This window comes from Odoribacter sp. Z80 (assembly GCF_009935865.1).
GTDB lineage: Bacteria > Bacteroidota > Bacteroidia > Bacteroidales > Marinifilaceae > Odoribacter.
Genome location: NZ_QWEL01000004.1, coordinates 163,620 through 186,282, shown reverse-complemented (window position 1 = coordinate 186,282; position 22,663 = coordinate 163,620). Strand labels below are relative to the sequence as shown.

General features: G+C 45.9%; 17 protein-coding genes and 1 tRNA gene. 13 read left to right on the top strand and 5 right to left on the bottom strand.

From position 1 onward, the window contains the following. The first annotated feature begins 181 nt into the window (after nt 1-181). The 5 genes from D1136_RS05835 (at nt 182) to D1136_RS05815 (ending at nt 4,878) form a co-directional block, all read left to right on the top strand. A complete protein-coding gene (locus D1136_RS05835; RefSeq protein WP_161876682.1) occupies nt 182-364 on the top strand; it encodes a hypothetical protein in 183 nt (60 codons plus the stop codon). Next, nucleotides 291-1,463 (top strand): radical SAM protein, encoded by a 1,173-nt coding sequence (locus D1136_RS05830; protein ID WP_370461317.1) that lies wholly within the window; start codon nt 291-293, stop codon nt 1,461-1,463. Before D1136_RS05835 ends, D1136_RS05830 begins: the two co-directional genes overlap by 74 nt. A gap of 14 nt (nt 1,464-1,477) precedes the next feature. Further along, complete coding sequence (locus D1136_RS05825) at nt 1,478-2,230, top strand: hypothetical protein (protein ID WP_161876680.1); 753 nt, start codon at nt 1,478-1,480, stop codon at nt 2,228-2,230. Then, nucleotides 2,227-2,496, top strand: coding sequence for a hypothetical protein (locus D1136_RS05820; protein WP_161876679.1), 270 nt, complete (start codon nt 2,227-2,229; stop codon nt 2,494-2,496). Before D1136_RS05825 ends, D1136_RS05820 begins: the two co-directional genes overlap by 4 nt. Nucleotides 2,497-2,574: 78 nt before the next feature. Then, a complete protein-coding gene (locus D1136_RS05815) occupies nt 2,575-4,878 on the top strand; it encodes an SUMF1/EgtB/PvdO family nonheme iron enzyme (RefSeq protein ID WP_161876678.1) in 2,304 nt (767 codons plus the stop codon). A gap of 212 nt (nt 4,879-5,090) precedes the next feature. Here the strand turns inward: D1136_RS05815 and ppdK are convergent, their stop codons facing one another. Next, nucleotides 5,091-7,823, bottom strand: coding sequence for a pyruvate, phosphate dikinase (gene ppdK / locus D1136_RS05810; RefSeq protein WP_161876677.1), 2,733 nt, complete (start codon nt 7,821-7,823; stop codon nt 5,091-5,093). Between the two features lie 308 nt (nt 7,824-8,131). Between ppdK and D1136_RS05805 the strand changes: the two genes are divergently transcribed. Further along, complete coding sequence (locus D1136_RS05805) at nt 8,132-9,076, top strand: TIGR01212 family radical SAM protein (protein ID WP_161876676.1); 945 nt, start codon at nt 8,132-8,134, stop codon at nt 9,074-9,076. A gap of 20 nt (nt 9,077-9,096) precedes the next feature. Then, nucleotides 9,097-9,588, top strand: a complete 492-nt coding sequence (locus tag D1136_RS05800) for a prolyl-tRNA synthetase associated domain-containing protein (protein WP_161876675.1) — start codon at nt 9,097-9,099, stop codon at nt 9,586-9,588. On the opposite strand, the gene D1136_RS05795 is transcribed toward D1136_RS05800, so the two are convergent. From D1136_RS05795 to D1136_RS05785, 3 genes are all read right to left on the bottom strand, one after another. Further along, a complete protein-coding gene (locus tag D1136_RS05795) occupies nt 9,585-11,810 on the bottom strand; it encodes a S9 family peptidase (protein WP_161876674.1) in 2,226 nt (741 codons plus the stop codon). The genes D1136_RS05800 and D1136_RS05795 overlap by 4 nt on opposite strands. A gap of 176 nt (nt 11,811-11,986) precedes the next feature. After that, nucleotides 11,987-13,267 carry a M64 family metallopeptidase gene (locus D1136_RS05790; protein ID WP_161876673.1) on the bottom strand — a complete coding sequence of 427 codons (1,281 nt, stop codon included), beginning with the start codon at nt 13,265-13,267 and terminating at the stop codon, nt 11,987-11,989. A gap of 29 nt (nt 13,268-13,296) precedes the next feature. Next, complete coding sequence (locus D1136_RS05785) at nt 13,297-16,059, bottom strand: putative LPS assembly protein LptD (RefSeq protein WP_202623071.1); 2,763 nt, start codon at nt 16,057-16,059, stop codon at nt 13,297-13,299. A 209-nt stretch (nt 16,060-16,268) separates the two neighbouring features. Between D1136_RS05785 and D1136_RS05780 the strand changes: the two genes are divergently transcribed. The 6 genes from D1136_RS05780 (at nt 16,269) to D1136_RS05755 (ending at nt 21,873) form a co-directional block, all read left to right on the top strand. Beyond that, the gene (locus tag D1136_RS05780) at nt 16,269-17,369 is read left to right on the top strand and encodes an N-acetylmuramoyl-L-alanine amidase (RefSeq protein WP_237566998.1); all 1,101 of its coding nucleotides are present in this window, start codon (nt 16,269-16,271) and stop codon (nt 17,367-17,369) included. Nucleotides 17,370-17,378: 9 nt separating this feature from the next. Further along, the gene (locus D1136_RS05775) at nt 17,379-18,578 is read left to right on the top strand and encodes an MlaD family protein (protein WP_202623070.1); all 1,200 of its coding nucleotides are present in this window, start codon (nt 17,379-17,381) and stop codon (nt 18,576-18,578) included. 376 nt (nt 18,579-18,954) lie between these two features. Beyond that, nucleotides 18,955-20,379: a chromosomal replication initiator protein DnaA gene (dnaA, locus tag D1136_RS05770; RefSeq protein WP_161876671.1), complete on the top strand. Its 1,425-nt coding sequence runs from the start codon at nt 18,955-18,957 to the stop codon at nt 20,377-20,379. An 81-nt stretch (nt 20,380-20,460) separates the two neighbouring features. Continuing rightward, nucleotides 20,461-21,060 carry a YigZ family protein gene (locus D1136_RS05765; RefSeq protein WP_161876670.1) on the top strand — a complete coding sequence of 200 codons (600 nt, stop codon included), beginning with the start codon at nt 20,461-20,463 and terminating at the stop codon, nt 21,058-21,060. Nucleotides 21,061-21,140: 80 nt separating this feature from the next. After that, nucleotides 21,141-21,216, top strand: a tRNA-Lys gene (locus tag D1136_RS05760). Nucleotides 21,217-21,426: 210 nt separating this feature from the next. Beyond that, a complete protein-coding gene (locus D1136_RS05755; protein WP_161876669.1) occupies nt 21,427-21,873 on the top strand; it encodes a GNAT family N-acetyltransferase in 447 nt (148 codons plus the stop codon). A gap of 93 nt (nt 21,874-21,966) precedes the next feature. Here the strand turns inward: D1136_RS05755 and D1136_RS05750 are convergent, their stop codons facing one another. Continuing rightward, entirely contained in the window at nt 21,967-22,539 is a 573-nt protein-coding gene (locus D1136_RS05750) for a flavodoxin (RefSeq protein ID WP_161876668.1), read from the bottom strand. Between the last annotated feature and the right edge of the window lie 124 nt (nt 22,540-22,663).

Sequence of the window (22,663 nt, the reverse complement as noted above, 5' to 3'; positions counted from 1 at the left end):
GAGCGACGTCTAATATTGAAAGGAGTTGCCGATAGCCTAATTATAAAGTGGAGGCAATTTAAAATAAACACTATGTTAACTGAATTATTGAATGAACTAATTCTTAAAAGGCTGAATCTGCTGTCTTTCACGGCATTAAGTCTAGTTGGCGGTGGTCGTATGGATGCTTATTCCCGATGTTATGATGGAAGCTGTAGCGGAAATTGTGTGGGCGGGTGTGATGGAGATGCTCGTGGCGATTATGGTAGTCCATGTTATGATGGAAGTTGTAGTGGTGATTGTGTCGGGGGATGTTCAGGTACTCCCGCCGGAGGTTTTTAATTCTTTGCAATATAGGGGGATGCTTTCCCCTATATTGTATTAAAAATAGCATGGACATGAAAAAATTTCATTTATCATTGGTGTTAACCAATCAATGTAACTTAAACTGTGTATATTGTTACGAGAGTCATAAGACAAAAAAGTCAATGGATATTCAACTGGCTAAAAATATTATTGCCGAATATCTGAATGGCGAAGATTATGATGAAGTGGAGATTGATTTTTTCGGGGGAGAGCCTTTCTTGGAGTTTGCTGTCATCAGAGAGGTGTGTGAATGGGTATGGAGTCGGCAATGGAAAAACAAATACATCTTTTTCGCTACAACGAACGGTGTATTGGTACACGGGGAGATAAAAGAGTGGCTCAAAGTTCATAAACGCTATTTTTGGGTAAGCCTGAGTTTGGATGGAACGCGGAGCAGTCACAATATCAATCGCAGTTGTTCGTTTGATAAAATAGACCTCTCTTTTTTCAAAGAATGTTGGCCGGAACAAACGGTGAAGATGACCATATCGAAAGAAACGGTTGGGGATATCTATGATAATATTGTGTATATACACTCGCTTGGTTATGACATTACCGGTACTAATTTCGCAGAAGGCATTGATTGGGAGGATGAGCGCTATCTTGCTGTTGTTTCAAGAGAGTTGGAGAAATTGTGCAAATATTATATGGAGCATCCGGAGATGAAGCCTGTGCCATTGATAAATATGGCGATACATAAATGTGCCGACACAAGAGAAAAAAACAAATGGTGTGGCTGCGGGGAGCATATGGCAGCGTATGAAACAGACGGACACAAATATCCTTGCACGTTTTTCACACCGATGACTTTTGACGAAGAAACCATGCGACGGATTGCGGGAACCGATTTCAGTTGCCATGATGCGTTTGTAGATGAAGAATGTTTTCATCATTGCTATTTGGAGCCGGTTTGCAATTCCTGTTACGGGGCTAACCTGTTGGCAAACGGTCGAATGAACAGGCGGGACAGGAGCAAATGTGCCTTGATGAAAGTGCGTGCCGTATATTCGGCAGCGTTGAAAGCGCATAAGATATTGGAAAACCCCTCAGACACTTATGAAAACAAATTGACCGTACAGGCAATTCAACGAATAAATGAGCTGTATAATAAGATGTAAAATTGTTATGTAATATGAAGACTATAAATATCATTGCTATTTTAGTGATTGGAGGTTTGTTAGGATTGTCTTTCCTATTCAAGTGGGGATTCAAGGTATTGGTTGATGAATCTGTATCGAAGATGGAATACTGTCAGTTTGTAACAAATATATTTGAAGCAATCGGAACTTGTGCTGCTGTGATTGTTGCTCTTTTTTTGAATGAAATCAGGGCATGTTTTAGAAAAGTATCTTTTGATATAGCACTTGGCTGTGAAGATCTTTTTGAAGAATTGGAAGATACCGGAGGAACTAAAAGAGCTTTAAAGTATTATAATTACATACAATTCTTTAATAAAGGCAATATCAATGCGCATAATTGCGAATTGTATTTAGAAAATGCGACATTTTTCCTTTTAGAAGACAATAAAAATGGCGATTTTGTATCTGTTGGAAATGAGCCGATTAATTGGGGATATAACCGAAGTTCAATGATTTATATTCCATCCCACGGGAAAAAGTCTGTACGTGTTTTTGAAATGATAGCTCCGCAGCAACAAAGCGATCCCAATGGCAAGGAGGATAGTACCACTCCTGTTCAGTATTGTTTTTTAGGGTTTATTCGTAGCATAGAGGCAAAGAAAGGTAAATGGGAGTTGACGTATTGTTTGAATACAACGAATGCTAAACCGGTTCGCATAAAATTAAGTGTTACGTGGACTGGAAAATGGGAACAACGCCAGACGGATATGAAGAGGTTTTTAACTGTGAAAATTGAAAAAGTATGAAAAAAGTGTTTCTTGTAATTCATGAATTAGGTATTATAAACGATGTGTTAAAAGATCGAATTAGGTCGTTGGGAAGAAGTTACGTTTTTTGGAATAATCATTGGTTGGTAGAAACCGATTTAACAGCAGAAGAAATTTACCACAGAATTGCTTGTGATATTTTTGAAAGACAAGCATTTTTTATTGTAGAAATAACAAACAAATCGAGAGAGGGATATTGGGGAATAATGAATAGAACTCTTTGGAAGTGGTTGAAAAATGAATGAGGATATTTGATGTCTGTAAAAGAAGTAAAGATGTTTTTCCATAAATGAATGAAAGAATTGTGTTAAATCAGATGTAGTATGATGAAAAAATTATTTTATGGATTGTTATGCCTGTTGACGTTTGCCGGGTGCGGCAAGGATTCGGGCGTGGAAAAGGAGGGGAAGGACGATAAGCCGACCCCGGAAGAGGTGACTTTGGAGCTTTCCGTGAGCGACCTCGTGTTTGAGGCGGCGGGGGGAGTGAAGGTGTTTACCGTTGCTTGCAGCGGGGAGTGGAAAATCGAGGGAGCCGGAGAGTGGTGTGCCGTGGATGCGGACGCGGGGAACGGCAACCGGGTGGTGGGTGTGACGGTGGCGGCTTATGAGGGATTGGAGGACCGGAATGTGAACCTGACCGTCAAGGCGGGCGACAGGGCGAAGGTGCTTGGCGTGACCCAGAAGCGCAAGGACGCGGTGGTGCTGAGCAAGGACAAGTTGGAGGTCCCGCAGGACGGGGGGACGCTGTCGGTGGAGGTGAAGAGCAACATCGACTATGAGGTGAGCATACCTGCGGAGTTCCGGTCGTGGATTTCGCAGGAGCCGGAATCGAAGGCGGTGGAGGCGCGGGTGTACCGTTTTGCGATAGCGGGGAACGAGGAGCCGGAGAGCCGCCGGGGGTACATCGTGTTTGCAGGCAGTGAGGTGAAGGATACGGTTTACGTCTACCAGGCGCAGAAAGACCGCCTGTTGCTGGTACAGGACAGTTATGACGTGGCTGCGGACGGGGAGACTATCGCCGTGGAGCTGAAAACGAACGTGGACTATGAGGTGGAGATTCCTGCCGATGCGGACTGGGTGAGCCGTGTGGAGACGCGGGCGTTGCGTACGGACCGGCTGACGTTTTCGGTGGCTGCGAACGGGGAGGCCGACAGCCGTTCGGCAAAGGTGGTCATCAGGGACCGCAACGGCTCCCTTGACGACACGCTGTACATCCGGCAATCGGGTTCCCGCCTGCGTTGGGTGCGGGATAAGTTTACGGTCCGGGCGGAAGGTAAAGACCTTACGGTGGAATTGGAGACGAGTATCGCCTATCGGGTGGAGATTCCCGCCGATGTGGATTGGGTGAGCCGGGTGGAGACACGGGCGTTGGAAACGGAGGGCCTGCAATTCCGTATCGGGGCAAACGGCGGCGCTTCGGCCCGATATGTGAAGATTGCCGTGAAAGGGGAGGAAATCGGGTTGACCGACACGTTGTATATCACCCAGCAGGGCGGAGAGATTGCTCCTGGGGACGAGCAGGACATTACGGCCGATTTCGACCCCGCATTTGCCAACGTGTTGCAGGAAAAAGGGTATATCCCGGATGCCGCACGGATTATACTGGCGGATGTGAAGTATGTCGACCGGTTGGTTGTTTCCAATGGCAATTTGACCTCTTTGCGGGGAATTGAGCATTTTGAGGCGTTGACGGAATTGGATTGTTCCAACAATAAATTAGCGGCGTTGGATGTAAGTCATAACATGGCTTTGGCTTATTTGTTTTGTGCTGCCAATCCCGGACAGGACGGAATCTTTTGGTTGACCGTTTGTCCGGAGGAGAACAATAGTTTATCGGTGTTATCATCCTGGTTTTGTGAGGGACAAAATGTTGTACTACTACTACTGAGAAAGCAGGGAAGTAAAATTGTTTATACGGAGACGGTTTCCGGGTTTTCTTTCGATATGATTTATGTGGAGGGCAGTACTTTTCTTATGGGTGCGACGGAGGAGCAGTGGGAGGATTATGATAGTGGTGAGAAACCTGTTCATTCCGTGACTTTGTCCGATTATTACATCGGTAAGTATGAAGTGACTCAGGGTTTGTGGAAGGCGGTGATGGGTACGGGTATGGAGGAGCAAGGGTATGATGATCTTCGTGGAGTCGGAGACGACTATCCGATGTATTACGTCAATTGGTATGAAGTCCAGGTATTTGTTAAAAAATTGAATAAACTGACGGGTAAGAATTATGTTTTGCCCACGGAAGCGCAATGGGAGTATGCCGCCCGCGGCGGGGTGAAGAGCAGGGGATATAAATATAGCGGCAGCAATACGATAGATGATGTGGCCTGGTGTTGGGAAAATAGCGGATTCGCTACTCATCCTGTGGGGACGAAGTTGCCTAATGAGTTGGGAATTTATGACATGAGTGGTAATGTGTGTGAATGGTGCAGCGACTGGTACAGTGATTACAGTGACGTTTCTCAGACCGACCCTACCGGTCCTTCAAGCGGCTCCAACCGCGTGCGCCGCGGCAGCAGTTGGTATAGCCGTGCGAGGTTCTGCCGGGTGTCTGCTCGGAACTACGGCTATCCGGGCGGCCGCCGCGACAATCTGGGCTTCCGGGTTGCGTTGGTTTTTTAAGTTTCTGGGCAGACGGAGTCCCCTTGTACTAAGCTGAGGGGGCCGCAGGCTGGTGGAGTATGCAGGGGAGCGAACGGAGTGAAGCAGACGGCATACGGAATGAGCCTGCGGCTTAATGGTTAAAGGTGTATTGCATATACAGAGACCAAAGAAAAAGGACTTCCCGTTTTGAGAAGTCCTTTCTGATTATTTAAGCTTGTAATAAATGCTTATTACTTGCCGGCGTGCATGATGGCAGCCTGCGCCGCAGCTACGCGGGCGATGGGCACGCGGAACGGTGAGCAGCTCACGTAGTTCATGCCCACGGAATCGCAGAAGATAACAGATGAAGGTTCTCCTCCGTGTTCGCCGCAGATACCTACTTTCAGGTCCGGATTGGTCTTGCGTCCCAGTTTAACACCCATTTCCACCAGACGGCCTACACCTTCCTGGTCGAGAACAGCAAACGGGTCGGTTTTCAGGATGCCTTTGCGGATGTATTCCGGCAGGAATTTGCCGGCGTCGTCACGGGAGTAGCCGAATGTCATCTGCGTCAGGTCGTTCGTACCGAAAGAGAAGAATTCAGCTACTTCAGCAATCTGGTCGGCCGTAATGGCTGCACGCGGGATTTCGATCATGGTTCCCACTTTGTATTCTACTTTCACACCTTTTTCTTCAAACACCTGTGCGGCTACCCGGCGGATGATTTCAGCCTGTTGTTTCAGTTCTTTGATGGTGCCTACCAACGGAACCATGATTTCCGGATGGGGGTCCAGACCACGTTGTTTCAGGTTGCAGGCGGCTTCGATGATGGCGCGTGCCTGCATTTCGGTGATTTCCGGATAGGTAACTCCCAAACGGCAGCCGCGGTGGCCTAACATCGGGTTGAATTCGTGGAGGGCATCCACTTTTTCTTTGATGCGTTCAACCGGCATGCCTAATTTCTGGGCCATATATTGTTGTGAGGCCGGTTCGTTCGGTGTGAATTCATGCAAAGGAGGGTCGAGCAGACGGATGGTTACGCCCAATCCGTTCATGGCTTCCAGGATGCCTTCAAAGTCGCCTCTCTGCATCGGCAGGATTTTGTTCAGGGCGTCACGCCGTCCTTCTACGGTTTCGGAAAGGATCATTTCACGCATGGCGTCGATACGGTGGCCTTCGAAGAACATGTGTTCCGTACGGCAAAGGCCTACGCCTTTAGCACCGAAGTCACGTGCTTTGCGGGCGTCTTTCGGAGTGTCTGCATTGGTGCGTACAAACATGCGCGTATATTTTTCCGCCAAGTTCATGATGGTGGTGAAGTCCTTGTCCAGGGTTGCGTCTTCTGTTTCTACTTTGCCCAGATATACTTCGCCGGTGGACCCGTTCAGTGAAATCCAGTCGCCTTCCTTGATTACGGTTCCGTTTACATTGAAATTGCGTTTTGCATAGTCTACGATGATGTCGCCGGCACCGGAAACGCAGCATTTACCCATACCGCGGGCAACGACGGCAGCGTGGGAGGTCATACCTCCGCGGGCGGTCAGGATACCTTCGGCAACGTTCATACCGCGCAAGTCTTCGGGCGAGGTTTCCAGACGGACCAATACGACTTTTTCTCCCCTGTTTTTCCATTCTTCCGCTTCGTCGGCGAAGAATACGACACGGCCGCAGGCAGCACCCGGAGAAGCCGGAAGACCTTTGGTGATGGTGTGGGCTTTTTTCAGAGCTTCTTTATTGAATACGGGGTGGAGCAATTCGTCCAGTTTGGCAGGTTCCTGGCGCAACAAAGCCGTTTTTTCGTCAATCATGCCCTGGTTCAGCATGTCCACTGCCATTTTTACCATGGCGGCGCCGGTACGTTTGCCGTTACGGGTCTGGAGCATCCACAGTTTTCCGTCCTGGATGGTGAACTCCATATCCTGCATATCGCGGAAATGGTCTTCCAGTTTTTCCTGTACGGCATTCAATGCAGCGTAAGCTTCCGGCATGGCTTCTTCCAGTGACGGATATTTGGCTGCGCGTTCCTCTTCGGAAACACCCTGTAATTTAGCCCAACGGCGTGAACCTTCGACGGTGATTTCCTGCGGTGTGCGGATACCGGCCACAACGTCTTCTCCCTGTGCGTTGATCAGATACTCCCCGTTGAAAATATCTTCTCCCGTAGCGGCATCACGGCTGAAAGCCACACCCGTAGCAGAATTTTCGCCCATGTTACCATAGACCATAGACTGTACGTTTACTGCGGTACCCCATTCTTCCGGAATTTGATTCAACTGGCGGTACAGAACGGCACGTTCAGTCATCCATGAATCAAATACGGCACAGATGGCTCCCCACAACTGTTCCCACGGACAGGTCGGGAAATCCTTACCGGTTTTGGTTTTAACCACTTTCTTGAAGTTTTCAACCAATACCTGCAAATCCTCTACCGTGAATTCGGTATCTTGTTTGATGTTTTTAATTTCTTTCAGTTTGTCGATTTCAGCTTCAAACGGGTTGTGTTCGCCTTTTCCGGCAGCCACACCCATGACTACATCGCCGTACATCTGGATGAAACGGCGGTAAGAGTCCCATGCGAAACGGGCATTGCCTGATTTTTCTGCCAGCAGTTTTACGGCATCGTCATTCAATCCTAAGTTCAGGACGGTGTCCATCATACCCGGCATGGAAACACGGGCACCAGAACGTACAGATACCATCAACGGGAAAGCTTCGCCTTTGGAACCGAATTTTGCATTCATGATTTTTTCCATGTGTGCGATACCGGCTTTGACGTCGTTTTCTATCAATTTGACAACAGCTTCTTTTCCTTGCTGGTTGTAGATGGTACAAACTTCAGTAGTGATGGTGAAACCTGCAGGTACAGGCAGACCGATGAGGTTCATTTCTGCCAGGTTGGCGCCTTTACCGCCCAGCAGATTTTTCATGTCTGCTTTACCTTCGGCTTTTCCGTCTCCGAATGTGTAAACGTACTTAGTGCTCATATTTTTATTTATTTGAATTATATCCCTGTTGCAGGGAATTGGTTATATTGATTTTTGTACTGGGCCTGAAAAGAATGACACCCGAAGGCTGTTTTTTTTTCAGGTTTGCAAATATACGTTTTTCTCTTGAATATAGAAAATCCGGTGCCGGTTTTTAGCGGATGCTTTCTTTTTCCGGCACTCTCGGAAGCAATGGGGCGCTTGTGCTTTTTTTTCGCCGGGTGCATCATGCGGCAAAATGTTATGAATGGCTTCGTTTCGGGAAGAAAAATAAATCTGTATTTTTGTGATCTGTTTAAATTCAGAAAATGAGTGATACGGATATCAGGAAAAGGTACAGGGATTATCCTGCCTTCTTCAAAACCTTGTTTCGCGAACGGGTACAGAAGTTGTCTATCGACGGAGGGTTTACCTGTCCTAACCGGGATGGGGTAAAGGGAACCGGCGGATGTACTTTTTGCAATAATAAGAGTTTCAATCCGGACTATTGCCGGGCTTCGTCCGGAATCCGGGAGCAGATAGAAGAAGGCCGTCGTTTTTTTGCCGGGAAATATCAGGGACAGAAGTACCTGGCTTATTTCCAGGCCTATTCCAATACGTATGCGCCGCTGGAAGTTCTGCGCCGGAAGTATGAAGAGGCATTGGCCTGCCCGGATATTGTAGGCCTGGTGATTGGTACGCGGCCGGATGCCGTGAATGAGGAAATTCTGGATTATGTCGGAGAACTGGCCCGCCGTTGCCACGTGTGTATCGAATATGGGGTGGAGTCTGCCAATGATGCGGTTTTGGACAGGATTAACCGGAGACATTCTTTTGAGGATGCCGAGAGGGCTATCCGGATGACGGCCGGACGGGGAATCCACATCGGAGCGCATCTGATTCTCGGTTTGCCCGGAGAGAGCCGGCAGTCCATGTTGTCGGGGGCAGTCCGGCTGAGCGAGTTGCCTGTGGATGTGCTGAAACTGCACCAGCTTCAGATTATCCGGGAAACCGCTATGGCTGACGAGTATTTGAGTAATCCGGCTGCTTTCCGGCTTTATACTTTGGATGAGTATCTGGATGTTGTGGTGGATGTCATTGAACATATCCGTCCGGATATTTACCTGGAGCGGTTTGTTAACCAGGCTCCCGAAGAGTATCTGATTGCTCCCCGGTGGGGCATAAAAAATTTTGAGTTTGTGGCTAAGTTGGAGAAACGCTTGCGGGAAAGGGACGGATGGCAGGGGAAAAAATACGGGGAATTGAAAATATAGGTATTTTGTAAGAACAGATTATGAGAGGACAAGACAAAGTTTATGATGTTTTAAAAGAATTGGGGATAGGATATGATTACCTGGAACATCCCGCAGCACCGACCATAGAACTGGCCATGCAATATTGTAATCATGTGGACAGTACCCATTGTAAAAATCTGTTTTTGCGGAATCATAAAGGAAATCAGCATTATCTGGTTATTTTCCATTGTGAGCGGAGTCTGGCTGTGCACGAACTGGAACAGAGATTGAAGCAAGGCAAATTGAGTTTTGCATCGGAGCGGCGAATGGAGAAGTATCTTGGGTTGAAACCGGGTTCCGTGAGTCCTTTCGGGTTGTTGAATGATACGGGACATCATGTGTATGTGTTTCTGGATGAGAATCTGAAAGAAGCCCGGAAGCTGTCATTTCATCCGAATGACAACCGGGCTTCTTTAGCCATAAGAACGGAAGATTTTATCCGTTATATGGATTTTACAGGCAATGGGTATGAATGGACAAAGTTGTATTAATCCATATTCCAATCCGGAGGATTGAGCCCTTGCAGATGTTTTATAAAGAAGTCGCGCCGTTTCCTTTCGCCGTAAGTGCCGCCCATGGTGTGGCGCTGGTTGGGCAGCATGACGAATTCAAATTCTTTATTTGCCTGGATCAGGGCATTCACTACCTGCAGGGTGGAGGAGGGGTCGACATTGTCGTCTAATTCTCCGAGAATCAGCATCAGGCGGCCTTTCAGTTTATGGGCGTTCGTGACGTTCGAACATTCTTCGTATTCCTTTCCTACGGGAAAACCCATCCATTGTTCGTTCCACCAGATTTTGTCCATCCGGTTGTCGTGACAACCGCAGGCAGCAACACTTGCTTTATAGAAGTCGGGGTGGAAGAGTACGGCTCCCAGGGCGTTTTGTCCGCCTGCCGAACAGCCGTAAATCCCTACCCGGCTGATGTCTATTTCCGGATATTTGGCCGCGGCTGCTTTCAGCCACGCAATCCGGTCGGGGAAACCTGCGTCCTTGAGGTTTTTCCAGCATATATCATGGAATTTCTTTGAGCGGTTGGCCGTTCCCATGCCGTCTATCTGTACGACGATGAAACCCAGCTGGGCTAAAGCTGCATCTACCGGTGAGATGGAAAAAGATTTCGGGACAAAGGAATCGTGAGGACCGGCGTAAATGTATTCGATGACAGGATATTTTTTGTGGGGATCGAAATCCGTCGGCCGGACAATCACGCCCCAAATGTCGGTTTCGTTGTCCCGTCCTTTGGCACAGAATACTTCAGGCATGCGCCATCCCTCAGCTAACATTTTGCTGATGTCCGCTTTTTCCAAAGGCATACGGATGCTCCCGTCTGCCGTATTTTTTACGACAATCACCGGCGGGCAGTCCACCCGCGACCAGCAGTCGGTGAAATAGCTGTAATCCGGAGAGAAAGTAATTCGGTGGTTGCCGTTTTCAGGCGTCAGGCATTTTATTTTCCTGCTGTCTATGTTCAGGCTGTACAGTTTCTCCAGATAGGGGTCCTCTCCGGGAGTTTTTCCGCACCCCGTGAAATAAAGGGTCCTGGTGGATTCATCTACATGGAGGACATTTTTGACAATCCATTCGCCCTGGGTTAACTGGCGTTTTACAAGACCCCGGCCGGCATCGTAAAGATAAAGGTGCCGCCAGCCGTCCCGTTCGGAAATCCACAGGATTTCTTTTTGTTTTTGCAGGTCATGGCGGTATAGACGACCGTAATGGATGAAAGTAGGCATCTGTTCCTTAATCAATACCTGGGCTTGCGGGGTATGTCCACTGGCTTTGTAGACGATGTATTCCTGATGTCCCCGTTTATTGTAATCGAAGGTAAAATATTCGCTGTCCGGACTCCAGCGGATGTTGCCGACACTGAACTGGTCTTCTGCCCCGGGGAAGTCAATGGCGATCTGCCGGCCTTCGGACACGATGAATAGTACCGGTTTTTTTATGGGCAGGGCGTCTCCGGGCTTGATGTAATCTCTTTCTTCCATACCGGGTTGCAGCCGGTCCTGGGGAGATGATACGACGGTCCGCAGTTTTCTGACCCACGCCGGACGGTATTTACAGCATGCAATCTGGCGGGAGTCCGGCGACCAGTATATCCGCGACGAATAATATTCACCCGGGGAGCCGTCCTGACTGAGCCGGGTGACTTTTCCGGATTCCAGGTCTTTGACAAAAAGATTGCCTTCGTTGATGTAGGCTTCTTTTTTCCTATCCGGAGAGAGGGTGCTTCCTTTCCGGTTTTCCTGGTCAACGCCACCCCAATAACCGTTGCCTCTTCGTGGTTCTTCCGGTTTCCGGCCGGTGATTTTATTTTTTTTACGGGAATAAGTGTATACCACTCCTTTCCAGCTAAAGCTGATTGCATCCAAATCTCCTGTAAAGGTAATCTCTCCGAAAGGCAGATGGCGGGCATCTGTCTCTTGTGCGGTTGCTGTTGCTAATGCTTGGGCCAGGGCCTGGTGATTGAAGGCCGGTTGTTTTGTTTTTTTATCCGCGTCTGCCAGGATAAAAGTAGTCCCGCCGGCATCGGTTGTTCTATACCAAAAGAAATGAGTGTCCCCGATCCAGTGGGGAGTGATGTCTCCGTTGTAGTATTTGGAGTGGTATTTGTGCCAGTATTCGTCGGCCAGTTTGTATTTCTCTTTGATGTTCTGTGCGTTCAGGCTATAACATAGGAGTAGCGATAGAAATAAATTCCAGTATTTCATAGAAATAAGTTTTATGACAATAAGACAAAAGATAGCAATAAGGACGAAGAGAATATGTCGTTAACATATCCAGCACTCATAGAGGCCTTTGTATGAGCGGTTCTGTAAAATCTGATGCTCTGCCAGCATTGTTTGTGATTGGAATTCTGAACGGTCGAAAATAATCAATTTTCCGGTTATTGGCACAAAAAACGGATGTATTTTACAATAGCCTGTGTGCATACCGGACAGAACCGGTCGGTGCTGAACTCCCGCATCAGACAAGTCTGATAAGGACGGTAGACTCCTTTGCTGGTATATCCTCCTCCTTCAAAGACGCCTGTCCGGTTGGCATATTCCGGTGTTGCCGGCGTCGGGACCGGGGTATTTTTATCTATCATCTTTTTCCATTCTTTCCGGTCGAAATAGGTCAGGGTGGTGAGATTTGCTTCCCAGGGTTCGACGTGTGGAGGATACATATCGTTGTAGGACACATTGCCCGCATATTCGTCTCCCAATCCGAGCAGGAGGTGTCCGAATTCATGAACATAGATTTTGTCGGAGCTGGTGGGATGATGGGCCGCACTGATTCCGTAGAAATTAAAAATACCTCCTCCTCCGTATTTCTGTGTATTGGAAAGTACATAGATATAATCATAGGGTGCATGGGCGGCAATGTCCCTGAGTCCCTGGAAGTCTTCTACCATTTGGTAGCGTTCGGAATTAAAGGTGTAGAACTGGGCTTTGGCTGCCGTATTCCGCCACACATGCTCGCCGGGAAGGGTAACCCCCGACTCCCGGGACGGAGCCCACACAGCGCGGATGTTAAAATGCTCGCGGTGTTCCCGGTAAGGGGAATAGCTGAAAAATGCTTTGGCAAAATTTTCGCAGGCGGCTGTAAACTTCTCTTTTTCGTTTGAAGTGTAGCCTTCCGGGATCAGGACAATGTCCACCCGCTGGGAAGGGGTGCCGGAATATGCGATTTCCATCGTTTCATAGCGGGGGGTAAATTTCCGGATGAAACAGGATTGCGGGTCGATGTCCTGGGCCCATTTCTTTTCCAGTTTTCCTTTGTGGTTACGGGCATACAATTCAAGGCGTACCGGATTTTTTGGGAAAGGGAAGACCACCGATTCGGGCATTGCCTTCCGTATTGTTTTGGCCTCTTCTGTGGTTTGCCATTCGTTGAATAAAGTACAGAATCCCCGGGAATATATTTCTTTCCCGCTGGCTTGGTCGATGATCCTGAAAAACTGGTTGCCGTATCCGGTTGTGTCAATCAGCGAGCGGAGGGAGCCGCCCCAGTAGGGTTCTTCTTTTAATTCGTCAAAGTAATATTCTTCCTCCTGGTGATTTCCGCAATGGTAATAATCAAACCGCAGGGTTTTCGGTTGGAAATATTTATCAAACTGCGCCTGTGCGGAAAAGGTGATGGTGGAAAATAAAAGGAAAAAACTTAAAATCGTTTTTGCTGTCATGGCTTGTTTTTGAGTTGGAGGCTTTCCGGTTACCGCCTGTCATACCAGGAATCTTTTTTGGTTAATTTCAGGTCCTGGAGCAGACTGGAACGCACATTGATTTGAAAATTATAAGATTGATGGGTACCGAACGGAATGCAGGAAAAAGTCATTTCCCAGCAATGCAGGTCGCGGGTAATATTGAAACTGGTGGCAGTTACTTCTTTTTGCTGGAAGTCATATCCCGTACTGTACCCTAACTTCCACCGGGGAGTCAGTGAAAAATCGCCATTGATGCGGACCATTTGGGAAATGGTGGTGTTCGTGATGGGACGTGTGGCATTTGCTGCCGGGTTGGGAGCATAGTTCTTGCTGTAATTAAATGTATAGTCCAGGCTGATGCTCCAGGGAACTTCAAAATCCATATATTCATCGTAATGTCCGTTCAGCCGGTCGTTTTTTTCCATTTTCTTTTTCCCGTTATCGGACGAAAACTGAATGCCCGAAGAGGCGGTTACGCGGGTCAGTCGTCCGACGCCTCCGTGATATTTGTTGTATCTCACGGCCGAGGGACTGATGGCGTAAGGATCCAGGGTGCCCGACAGGTTGATGTTCACCTTGTTGTTAAAGACTTTGGTCCGGGCAGAAAGCTGAATCATGGACCAGCGCATGGAATCGGCAAAAATGTTGTAACTGCTCTGAATGCGGAAACTTTCCAGCAGTTTTACTTTTTTAAATTCCTCTTTACCGGTGGTATCCTTGTCATTACGGACTTTCATCTCCACATTATTATCCACACTCAGGTTCAGGGTACCCGTTTGCTGGGAGCGGGTGGATCCTGTCGGCGTCCCGTAAGTTTTGCCGTCAAAGATGGAATAACGAACCGGTTTGCCGTTACGGTCCAGATAAGTCTTATAGTATTTATCCGGGTCCACACCGAGGTTGGGGGTATAGGTGATGCTTGCACTGGGGCGAATCACATGGCGGATGGCAAAGACCTTGCTGTCCGGTTTAAACTGAAACATTCCGTAAATGGTCGGGTTGTAGGACAGGCCCACGCTCGTGTTGTAATTGTGGGCGTAATGTAAACCGTAAATCGTGTCTATGGGAGTATACCCGTAACCGGCTACGGTGGAGTCTGTAACCCAGTTTCCCCGCCGGATGGAACTGAGGTAGGCAACTCCATTGTAATTGATGGAAGGGGTCAGGGAGAGGTCTTTGGCAATGTTGATGCTTGTACTCAACGGAATAGAGTGTTTGAAGCCATTGTTCCAGTCCCGGGCCATGTGCTTGAAAGATTCTCCCAGTTCGGATTCTTTGGTCTGTATGCTGTTGCGTAATTCTGCGTTATAGGTGAAACCGATATTCTCATACCATTTGATTTTACCCACTCTTTCTTTTCGCCGTAAAGGATAGATTTGCGATACGCGGAAATTTACGTTCGGCAAAGAAAGCGAGATGGAAGTGTCCCGGCTGTTTTGGTTGTGGGTAAAGCTGGCTGTCAGGTTGAAAGGCTTGTCCGGCCATTTTTTACTCCAGGAAATGCTGGATTGCTTCCGTTGGTTGGCAATATCGTTGATATTGGTGGAATTGTAGTAATTGTTGCTGGCGGAGGACATATCCACCGAAGCAGAAAAAGTAGTGTAGGGATTGGCTTTCGGGTCCTGATTGTGGTTCCAGCGCACCGACCAGTCTTTGGACTCGGTGTAGTCCGGAGTTCCTTTCTCGCTGGTGTGGTTCCGGCTCATGCTGAAATTGAATTGACCGGTAAATTTATAACGCTTCCGGTAATTCGATCCGGCATCAAGTCCCCACGAACCGTTGGTGTAAATGGTCCCTGTCAGGGCCAGGTCTACATAATCACTGATAAACCAGTAGTACCCTCCGTTACGTAAGTTGAAACCCCTCATTTTTTCTTCTCCGTAGGTGGGCATCAGAATGCCGGAAGTCCCTTTTTTGGTAATGGGGAAGAACCCGAACGGGATGGCTAAGGGCAAGGGTACTCCCTCAATATTAAGATTGGCAAACCCTGAGATGACTTTTTTGTCTTTGATCAGTATGGCTTTGTTCATCCGGATGTAAAAATGAGGATGGTCGTGTTGGTCGCAGGTGGTGTACAGGCCGTTTTTCACACAATACAAAGAGTCTGTCATTTTTTTCGTGAGTTTTCCCTGTACATATCCTTCGCCTTGTTGAGTGATGATTTCCTTGATCACCCCTTTGCCGGTTTTGAAGTTGTATTTTAGGTCAAGGCTTTCAAATTCCTGGTTGCGGTCTTTGAACTTGGGCTTCCCTTGCAATACTCCGCTTGAATCCGCCACTCCTGAAGCATAGGCAATGTTATTGGCCATGTCCAGTTCGATGTAATCGGCTGTTAGTTCGGTGGATAAATATTTGATGAAAGCGTTTTTATATAAAAACATTTTTTTCTCCAGAATGGAAAATTTGACGGAATCGTCGGCTCTGTAAGTGATGATGTCCGTAAACATGGGCTTGGATGCGGCCGTACTGTCTTGCGACATGGCCGTACTGTCGGAAGATAAAACCGTTGAATCGGTTAAAAGAGCGGCTTTGTCTGTCAGGCTGTCGGCTGCAGCAAAGGAATCCTGTTGGCTGGACGGTGATACTGCCGATAAAGTGTCATTTGTCTTTTGGAAAGTATCTTTGTCCGGTAAATTCCTGGTTTTAAGGCTGTCAATAGCCACATATTCCTTCGGAAGTGAGTCTTTTCCCGTTTTTTGCGGGAGAGGGGAGACTGTTTCTATTTCCTTTTTTCCCTGTGAAGAATGCGATGCGACAGAGCATGCCACCATTATAAAAATGATAGATATCGTGAGAAATTGAAGTGTATATGCTCTTAGTTGCAATTTATTATACTATTTTTGTGATGAATAAATGCATTCCGCTTCCTGAATTCGGAGTGCAAATGTAAGAAATATTGATTGTTAATAGCCATCATTCTTTTTAAAAAGTTTTAAATATCATGATAATTAAATGCGGATTTGCAGAAATATTGCTTATTATGTTTACAATATTTACTGTGGGAACATCCGTGGGACAGACAGAAGTAAATAAATTAAAATGCATTTGTATTGATGCAGGACATGGGGGCTCTGACCCCGGAGCCTGCGGATTGCAGTCCCGGGAAAAAGATATTGTTCTGAAACTGGCCCTCAAGGTGGGAAAGTTGATAGAACAGGCATATCCGGAGATAAAAGTAGTTTATACCCGGAAAACCGATGTGTTGATTGACCTTTCCCAAAGGGGGCAAATTGCCAATAATCATCATGCGGACCTGTTCATTTCCATACACATCAATTCCAACGAACTGCGCTCTCCCCATGGCTTGGAGACTTATGTGCTGGGGCTGCACCGCACGAAAGAAAACCTGGCGGTGGCCATGAAGGAAAACTCCGTAATCAAGTACGAGGAAGATTATTCCACCAAATATGCCGGCTTTGACCCTTCGCGCCCCGAATCGTATATCATGTTTAGCCTGATGCAAAACCTTTATTTGGAAAAAAGCCTTGAGTTGGCGGCACTGGTACAGGAAGAAATGGTGGCAGCCACCAAGCGGTCGGACCGGGGAGTGCGTCAGGCGGGGTATATTGTGTTGGTCAAAGCGGCTATGCCCGCCATATTGATAGAGGCAGGATTTATTTCTAATCCCGAAGAAGAAAGGTATTTGCTTACCCAAACCGGACAGAATAAAATTGCGACCGCCATATTCAAGGCTATTCAGAAATATAAGATGAAGGTTGAGAAACAGGAGGATGTCATTTTGGTGGAGAAAAAGACAGAAAAAAATACTCCTCCGGAACAAGCTCCGGTAAAGATGCCGGAGCCCCGGAGTACTGCTTCACTTCAATATGCGGTTCAGGTGGCTTCCGCTACTGCTAAAGTAAAAGATGTTTCCCGCCTATGTCCCGGAGAAAAAGTAGGGGAATTGGTTTCTGGCGGGCGTTATCGCTATTATGTCAGGCCGGGAGCGGAACTGGAGGAGGTGAAGAAAAGCTTTTCGAAAATAAAGAATAAAGTCAAAGATTGCTTTATTATCGGTATTTATGATGGAAAGGCCATCTCTGTGGCTGAGGCAAAAAAGTTGGAACAAACCCGAAAATAGTTTAGAATTATGATACATATCAAAAGAGAAGTAAAACTTGCATTGACGGCTATTGCAGCGGTGGTTATCCTGATTTGGGGAATCAACTTCCTAAAAGCCAGGGCGTTGTTTGACCGGAATAATATTTTTTATGGAATTTACGACCGGGTGGATGGTTTGAAAGTTTCCAGTAGTGTTATTTATCGCGGTTACAGCGTCGGACAGGTGAATGCCATAAATTTTACCGGAGAACATTTCGACAAGGTTCTGGTGCAGTTTTCCGTGGGGAAAAAATTGGAGATACCTTCCAATACCGTTGCTGCAATTCAGAATGCCGATCTGATGGGGTCGAAAGCCATTAATCTGATTCCCGGCGATGCCTTGGATTATGCCCAGAGCGGAGATACTCTGCGGACTCAATTGGAATTGGGGTTGATGGAACAGTTGAACAAACAGCTGGAGCCTCTAAAGAAAAGAGCTGAGAATGTGATGGTGTCCCTGGATACTGTCCTGATGGCCTTGCAGGAGATTTTCAGTGAAGATGCTAACGGCAACATTCACGGTTCCCTGAAAAGTGTAAGCAGAACATTGAATAATATGGAAAATGCTTCCGGCACTTTAAATCTTTTGCTATCCAATGAATCGGGCCAGATTTCCCGTATTTTGGAAAATATCCACAGCATTACTGAAAACCTGGAAAACAATAATTCCGAAATTGCCCGCAGTCTGAGCAATGTTACTTCCATCAGCGATTCCCTGAGAGAAATAAATCTCAATTATACCATCCGCAGTCTGAACAATATACTGCTCCAGACGGATTCTATTGTGACTAAAATCAACCGGGGAAAAGGAACATTGGGAGAGGTGGTGAATGATGAGGAATTGTATTATAATCTGACTGCTGTCAGTAACAATTTAAATAAACTGTTGTCCGAATTCAGACAGAATCCCAAAAGATTTGTGAATTTGTCTGTTTTTGATTTCGGTGGAGGGAGAAATGCCGCTTCCGATGCTTATGGTATTGTCATAGCCGAATCTGAAGAACCTTTGGCCCTTAATTCTGAACTCTATCTCCAGCATCCTGATTTACAACGTATCAGACGGAGTGGAAAATATCTTTATTTGATCCGGACTTTTAAAACGTTAAAGCAGGCGGAAAGAGAATTGAAGGTGGTTAAAAAATGTTTTCAAATGTCCTATATTGTTAAATTAAGTGAAGATATAAATTAGAGTGATTCTAAATAAGAAGAAAAACGAAGTTAAAAAACAGAACATAATATGGTGAATAAATAATATATTATGAAAAGTTTTTTATTACCCTGGAGCCTTTAGCCAGAATTGTTTAGGAGTTTTTTTAAGAAGGAATAAAATAAAATTGGTAATCATCCGATTCTCTAATTGTTAAAAAGAAATGTCCTTCTGTATTGATTTTAATATATTGATTTTTAGTCATTTACATCTAAACATTTGACATAGAAACCCTAAGCGTTTTTTGAAGATAAACAAGTAAAAAACCATTTTTTTATCTATTTTTTTTTCTTGAATTTAGCACCATGAAAAATAACCGTTGGTAGAAAAAAGAAAACTTACTGGCAAACAAATAACTATGGAAAAAAATTGTGTAAGGATTTGGGCGAAATGTCTGGCTTTAATCAAAGAGCAGGTCGTACCGGAACGGTACCGGACCCTTTTTGAACCGATTCGGGCATTGAAGTTTGAGGGGGATGTCTTGACAATTCAGGTGGCCAGTGCTTATGTATACGAAGAATTGGAGGGCGAATACATTGATATTCTGAAAAAGGCGTTGCAGACGGTAATCGGACCTAAGGCTAAGCTGGAATACTCTGTTGTTGTGGAGAGAAGCAAGTCTTCCGAACCTTTGACTACAACTTTATCTTCGAACCCGGTTAAAAAGCCCGTAGCCAGTACGGTATATCTGGAACAGCCTGTGAATACGGGGTTGAAGAATCCTTTCGAAAGGAATTCGAACCGGATTCAGATAGACTCTCAGTTGAATCCGGCCTATACTATGGAAAGTTATGTGGAAGGTACTTGTAACCGTCTGGCAAAGTCTGCCGGTATGGCTATTGCCAATAACCCCGGGGGTACGGCTTTCAATCCTTTGTTAATCTACGGAGGTTCTGGTTTGGGGAAAACACATTTGGCCCAGGCAATCGGATTGGAGGTGAAGCAGAATCATCCGAATAAGGTTGTATTGTATGTTTCTACCAATATCTTTCAGACACAGTTTACTGAAGCGGTCAGACGGAATGAAGTAAATGATTTCTTACATTTTTATCAATTGATAGATGTGCTGATTCTGGATGATATACAGGAATTGGCCGGAAAAACCGGTACCCAGAATACTTTTTTCCATATCTTCAATCATTTGCACCAATCTGGTAAACAATTGATTCTTACTTGTGATAAAGCTCCGGCTGAATTGGAAGGGATGGAAGACCGTTTGCTGTCCCGTTTCCGCTGGGGATTATCCGCGGAAATAAAAGCTCCCGATTTTGAAACCCGTAAAGAAATTGTGTTGAACAAGGCCCGGAAAGACGGGATTGACTTTTCAGAAGAGGTGATTGAATACATTTGCAAATATGTAGACAATAATGTCCGGGAACTGGAAGGAGCAATGATTTCTTTGCTGGCACAGTCCACCTTTAATAAAAAAGACCTGACCGTAGAGGTCGTGCAGGATATTCTGGGCAAAATGGTAAAGAAGTCTACCGAAGAACTGACAGTAGATAAAATACAACATATCGTTTGTGACCATTTTAGAATTTCCCGTGAATTGTTGCAGACCAAAACCCGCAAGAGAGAGGTTGTGCAGGCACGCCAACTGGCCATGTATTTTAGTAAAAATTATACGAAATATTCCTTGTCTTATATTGGAAATCAAATCGGTAAAAAAGACCATGCCACGGTGTTGTATGCTTGTAAGGCTGTTACCGACCTGATGGAAACGGACCGGAATTTTAAAATGCAGGTGGAAGAAATTCAACGGAAGCTGTATTGCAGTAATTGAAAAAAACTGACTGAAGCGCAAAAGGGGATTAAATGAAAGTGAGGTGCTGGATTTTAATCCCTTTTTAATTAAACTCCGTTTATGGAAGATGTCTATAAAACCATAGAATTTCCGGCAGAAGGACAGTATAAGGAAAAAGGAAGCCGTTTTATCGCTTTGGCCTATCCTGTCAGACAGGAAGAGGAAATCCGTACTATTGTCGCTGCAATAAAGGAAAAATACTACGATGCCCGCCATCATTGCTATGCCTGGAGATTAGGAGCCGATAAAAAGCTTTTTCGGGCCAATGATGACGGTGAACCTTCTTCTACTGCCGGTAAACCGATTCTGGGACAGATCCAGTCTCATGATTTGACTGATATTTTGATTGTTGTCGTTCGTTATTTCGGAGGAATAAAATTAGGTGTTTCCGGATTGATAAATGCCTATCGGGAAGCAACTGCAGATGCTTTGCAGAATGCCGTTATGGTGGAAAAAACCGTAAATGAGGTTTTGCGGGTCCGGTTTAACTATCCTGTCATGAATGATGTGATGAGAATTGTAAAAGAAACAAATCCTGAAATACTTGAACGTCAGTTTGAATTGGAATGCGAGATGCTCCTCTCTATCCGTCAGAAAGAAATGCCCCTCCTTCGTTCCCGCCTCCAAAAGGTGGAATCTGTGTATTTTTCGGATGAATAATAATAAAAAAAGTCCTAAAAATTTGTACGGATAGATATTATCCTTATCTTTGCACCCGCAATGGAGAAACATTGTGGCCCGATTCGCTAGCTCAGCCGGTAGAGCACAACACTTTTAATGTTGGGGTCCTGGGTTCGAATCCCAGGCGGATCACCAGACAAACCGGCAAGATGTCGTAAATCGCTGAAACTATTTTAGTTTCAGCGATTTTTGTAATGTCCCTATCCAGCAAAATAACGCACATTGTAGGGTTTGGCGGTGAACAATTTATTGCTGAAACTATGCAGATTCAGCAAAGAATTTGCATGGAATGTAATGGATAGGACTTATTTTTGAAGGTGATTATTCAAAATAAAAATCTTTTTCATGGTAGAGTGTGGGAAAATAGAACGATGTTGGGAATATGAGACCTTGACGCGGATATGGTTTGAGGCAGTGAAGGTCACGCATGATTTCCTGAGCAGGGAAGACATTGATTTTTACCGGGCGAGGATTCCTCATGATTATATGCTGAATGTAGAGTTGTATGCACTAAGGGATGAGGTCGGTAATTTATGTGCTTTTATCGGATTAAGTGCAGGAATGATTGAAATGCTTTTTGTTCATCCCCGTGTGATGGGCAAAGGTTATGGCTCGGCCTTGCTTCTGTTTGCCGTAAGAGATAAAGGCATACGAAAGGTGGATGTCAATGAACAAAATTGCCGGGCATTGGAATTTTATCAAAGGCATGGCTTTGCGGTTGTTGGACGTGATGATATTGACAGTGAGGGGAAGCCGTATCCCATATTACATCTTGAATTAGAAACCTTGTAAACAACGTTTTTGTGGTGTGGGTCCGTAATAAAAAATTCCCGATTTGTTGATTTATCGGGAATGAGAAGAGATGATGGTATGATGTATGGGACCTTATTCAAGAACCTTTTCCACCCATTGTGTGATATTGGCTGCAGATGTACTGTTTAGGAGTTTGCCTTCCGCCCAGTCTATCTGAGGATATGTCTTTTTAAGAGTAGCAACACTGTTGTTGATAGAGCTTCCTCCGGAGGTGGCAAAAGGGATTATCCGTTTTCCATCAAAGTGATGGCTTTCGATGAAAGTGTTTACCGGACGGGGGGCAACATCCCACCAAATGGGATAGCCGAGGAATATGACGTCGTAGTCGTTTATATTGACTGCTTCTCCAGCAATGGCGGGGCGGGAATCGGGGGTGTTCATCTCTAATGAGCTACGGGACTGTTGGTTATGCCAGTTCAGGTCTGCGGAAGTGTATGCCTGGGCCGGAACTATTTCGTATAGTCTGCCTTTTGCTGCTTTTGCTACTTTCTGGGCGATTGTTTTGGTTGTACCGGTCGCTGAAAAATAGACTACCAGTACTTTCTTGCCGGTTTGTGAAGATTTCATTTCCTGTTGGTTTTGTTGTGCGCATGCGACGATTGAGAGTAGAATCATCGTGCTGAGTGTGGTTAATAACTTTTTCATAGATAGAGGGTGGTATATTTATTTCAAGTATAAAATTACAATAAAATGAGGACAGCTACTTTGTTATGAAGGTCAAATTATTTTGTTGAAAAGGTCATTGGTATCTGATTTTTCGCTCGCATTG

What these genes read in the sequence shown, in the direction of transcription:
- D1136_RS05790 (WP_161876673.1), bottom strand. Translation starts at nt 13,267, where the DNA reads ATGACAGCAAAAACGATTTTAAGTTTTTTCCTTTTATTTTCCACCATC.
- D1136_RS05795 (WP_161876674.1), bottom strand. Translation starts at nt 11,810, where the DNA reads ATGAAATACTGGAATTTATTTCTATCGCTACTCCTATGTTATAGCCTG.
- D1136_RS05780 (WP_237566998.1), top strand. Translation starts at nt 16,269, where the DNA reads ATGTTTACAATATTTACTGTGGGAACATCCGTGGGACAGACAGAAGTA.
- D1136_RS05800 (WP_161876675.1), top strand. Translation starts at nt 9,097, where the DNA reads ATGAGAGGACAAGACAAAGTTTATGATGTTTTAAAAGAATTGGGGATA.
- D1136_RS05765 (WP_161876670.1), top strand. Translation starts at nt 20,461, where the DNA reads ATGGAAGATGTCTATAAAACCATAGAATTTCCGGCAGAAGGACAGTAT.
- D1136_RS05785 (WP_202623071.1), bottom strand. Translation starts at nt 16,059, where the DNA reads ATGGTGGCATGCTCTGTCGCATCGCATTCTTCACAGGGAAAAAAGGAA.
- D1136_RS05805 (WP_161876676.1), top strand. Translation starts at nt 8,132, where the DNA reads ATGAGTGATACGGATATCAGGAAAAGGTACAGGGATTATCCTGCCTTC.
- D1136_RS05775 (WP_202623070.1), top strand. Translation starts at nt 17,379, where the DNA reads ATGATACATATCAAAAGAGAAGTAAAACTTGCATTGACGGCTATTGCA.
- D1136_RS05750 (WP_161876668.1), bottom strand. Translation starts at nt 22,539, where the DNA reads ATGAAAAAGTTATTAACCACACTCAGCACGATGATTCTACTCTCAATC.
- ppdK (WP_161876677.1), bottom strand. Translation starts at nt 7,823, where the DNA reads ATGAGCACTAAGTACGTTTACACATTCGGAGACGGAAAAGCCGAAGGT.
- D1136_RS05825 (WP_161876680.1), top strand. Translation starts at nt 1,478, where the DNA reads ATGAAGACTATAAATATCATTGCTATTTTAGTGATTGGAGGTTTGTTA.
- D1136_RS05830 (WP_370461317.1), top strand. Translation starts at nt 291, where the DNA reads ATGTTCAGGTACTCCCGCCGGAGGTTTTTAATTCTTTGCAATATAGGG.
- D1136_RS05815 (WP_161876678.1), top strand. Translation starts at nt 2,575, where the DNA reads ATGATGAAAAAATTATTTTATGGATTGTTATGCCTGTTGACGTTTGCC.
- D1136_RS05755 (WP_161876669.1), top strand. Translation starts at nt 21,427, where the DNA reads ATGGTAGAGTGTGGGAAAATAGAACGATGTTGGGAATATGAGACCTTG.
- dnaA (WP_161876671.1), top strand. Translation starts at nt 18,955, where the DNA reads ATGGAAAAAAATTGTGTAAGGATTTGGGCGAAATGTCTGGCTTTAATC.
- D1136_RS05820 (WP_161876679.1), top strand. Translation starts at nt 2,227, where the DNA reads ATGAAAAAAGTGTTTCTTGTAATTCATGAATTAGGTATTATAAACGAT.
- D1136_RS05835 (WP_161876682.1), top strand. Translation starts at nt 182, where the DNA reads ATGATGGAAGCTGTAGCGGAAATTGTGTGGGCGGGTGTGATGGAGATG.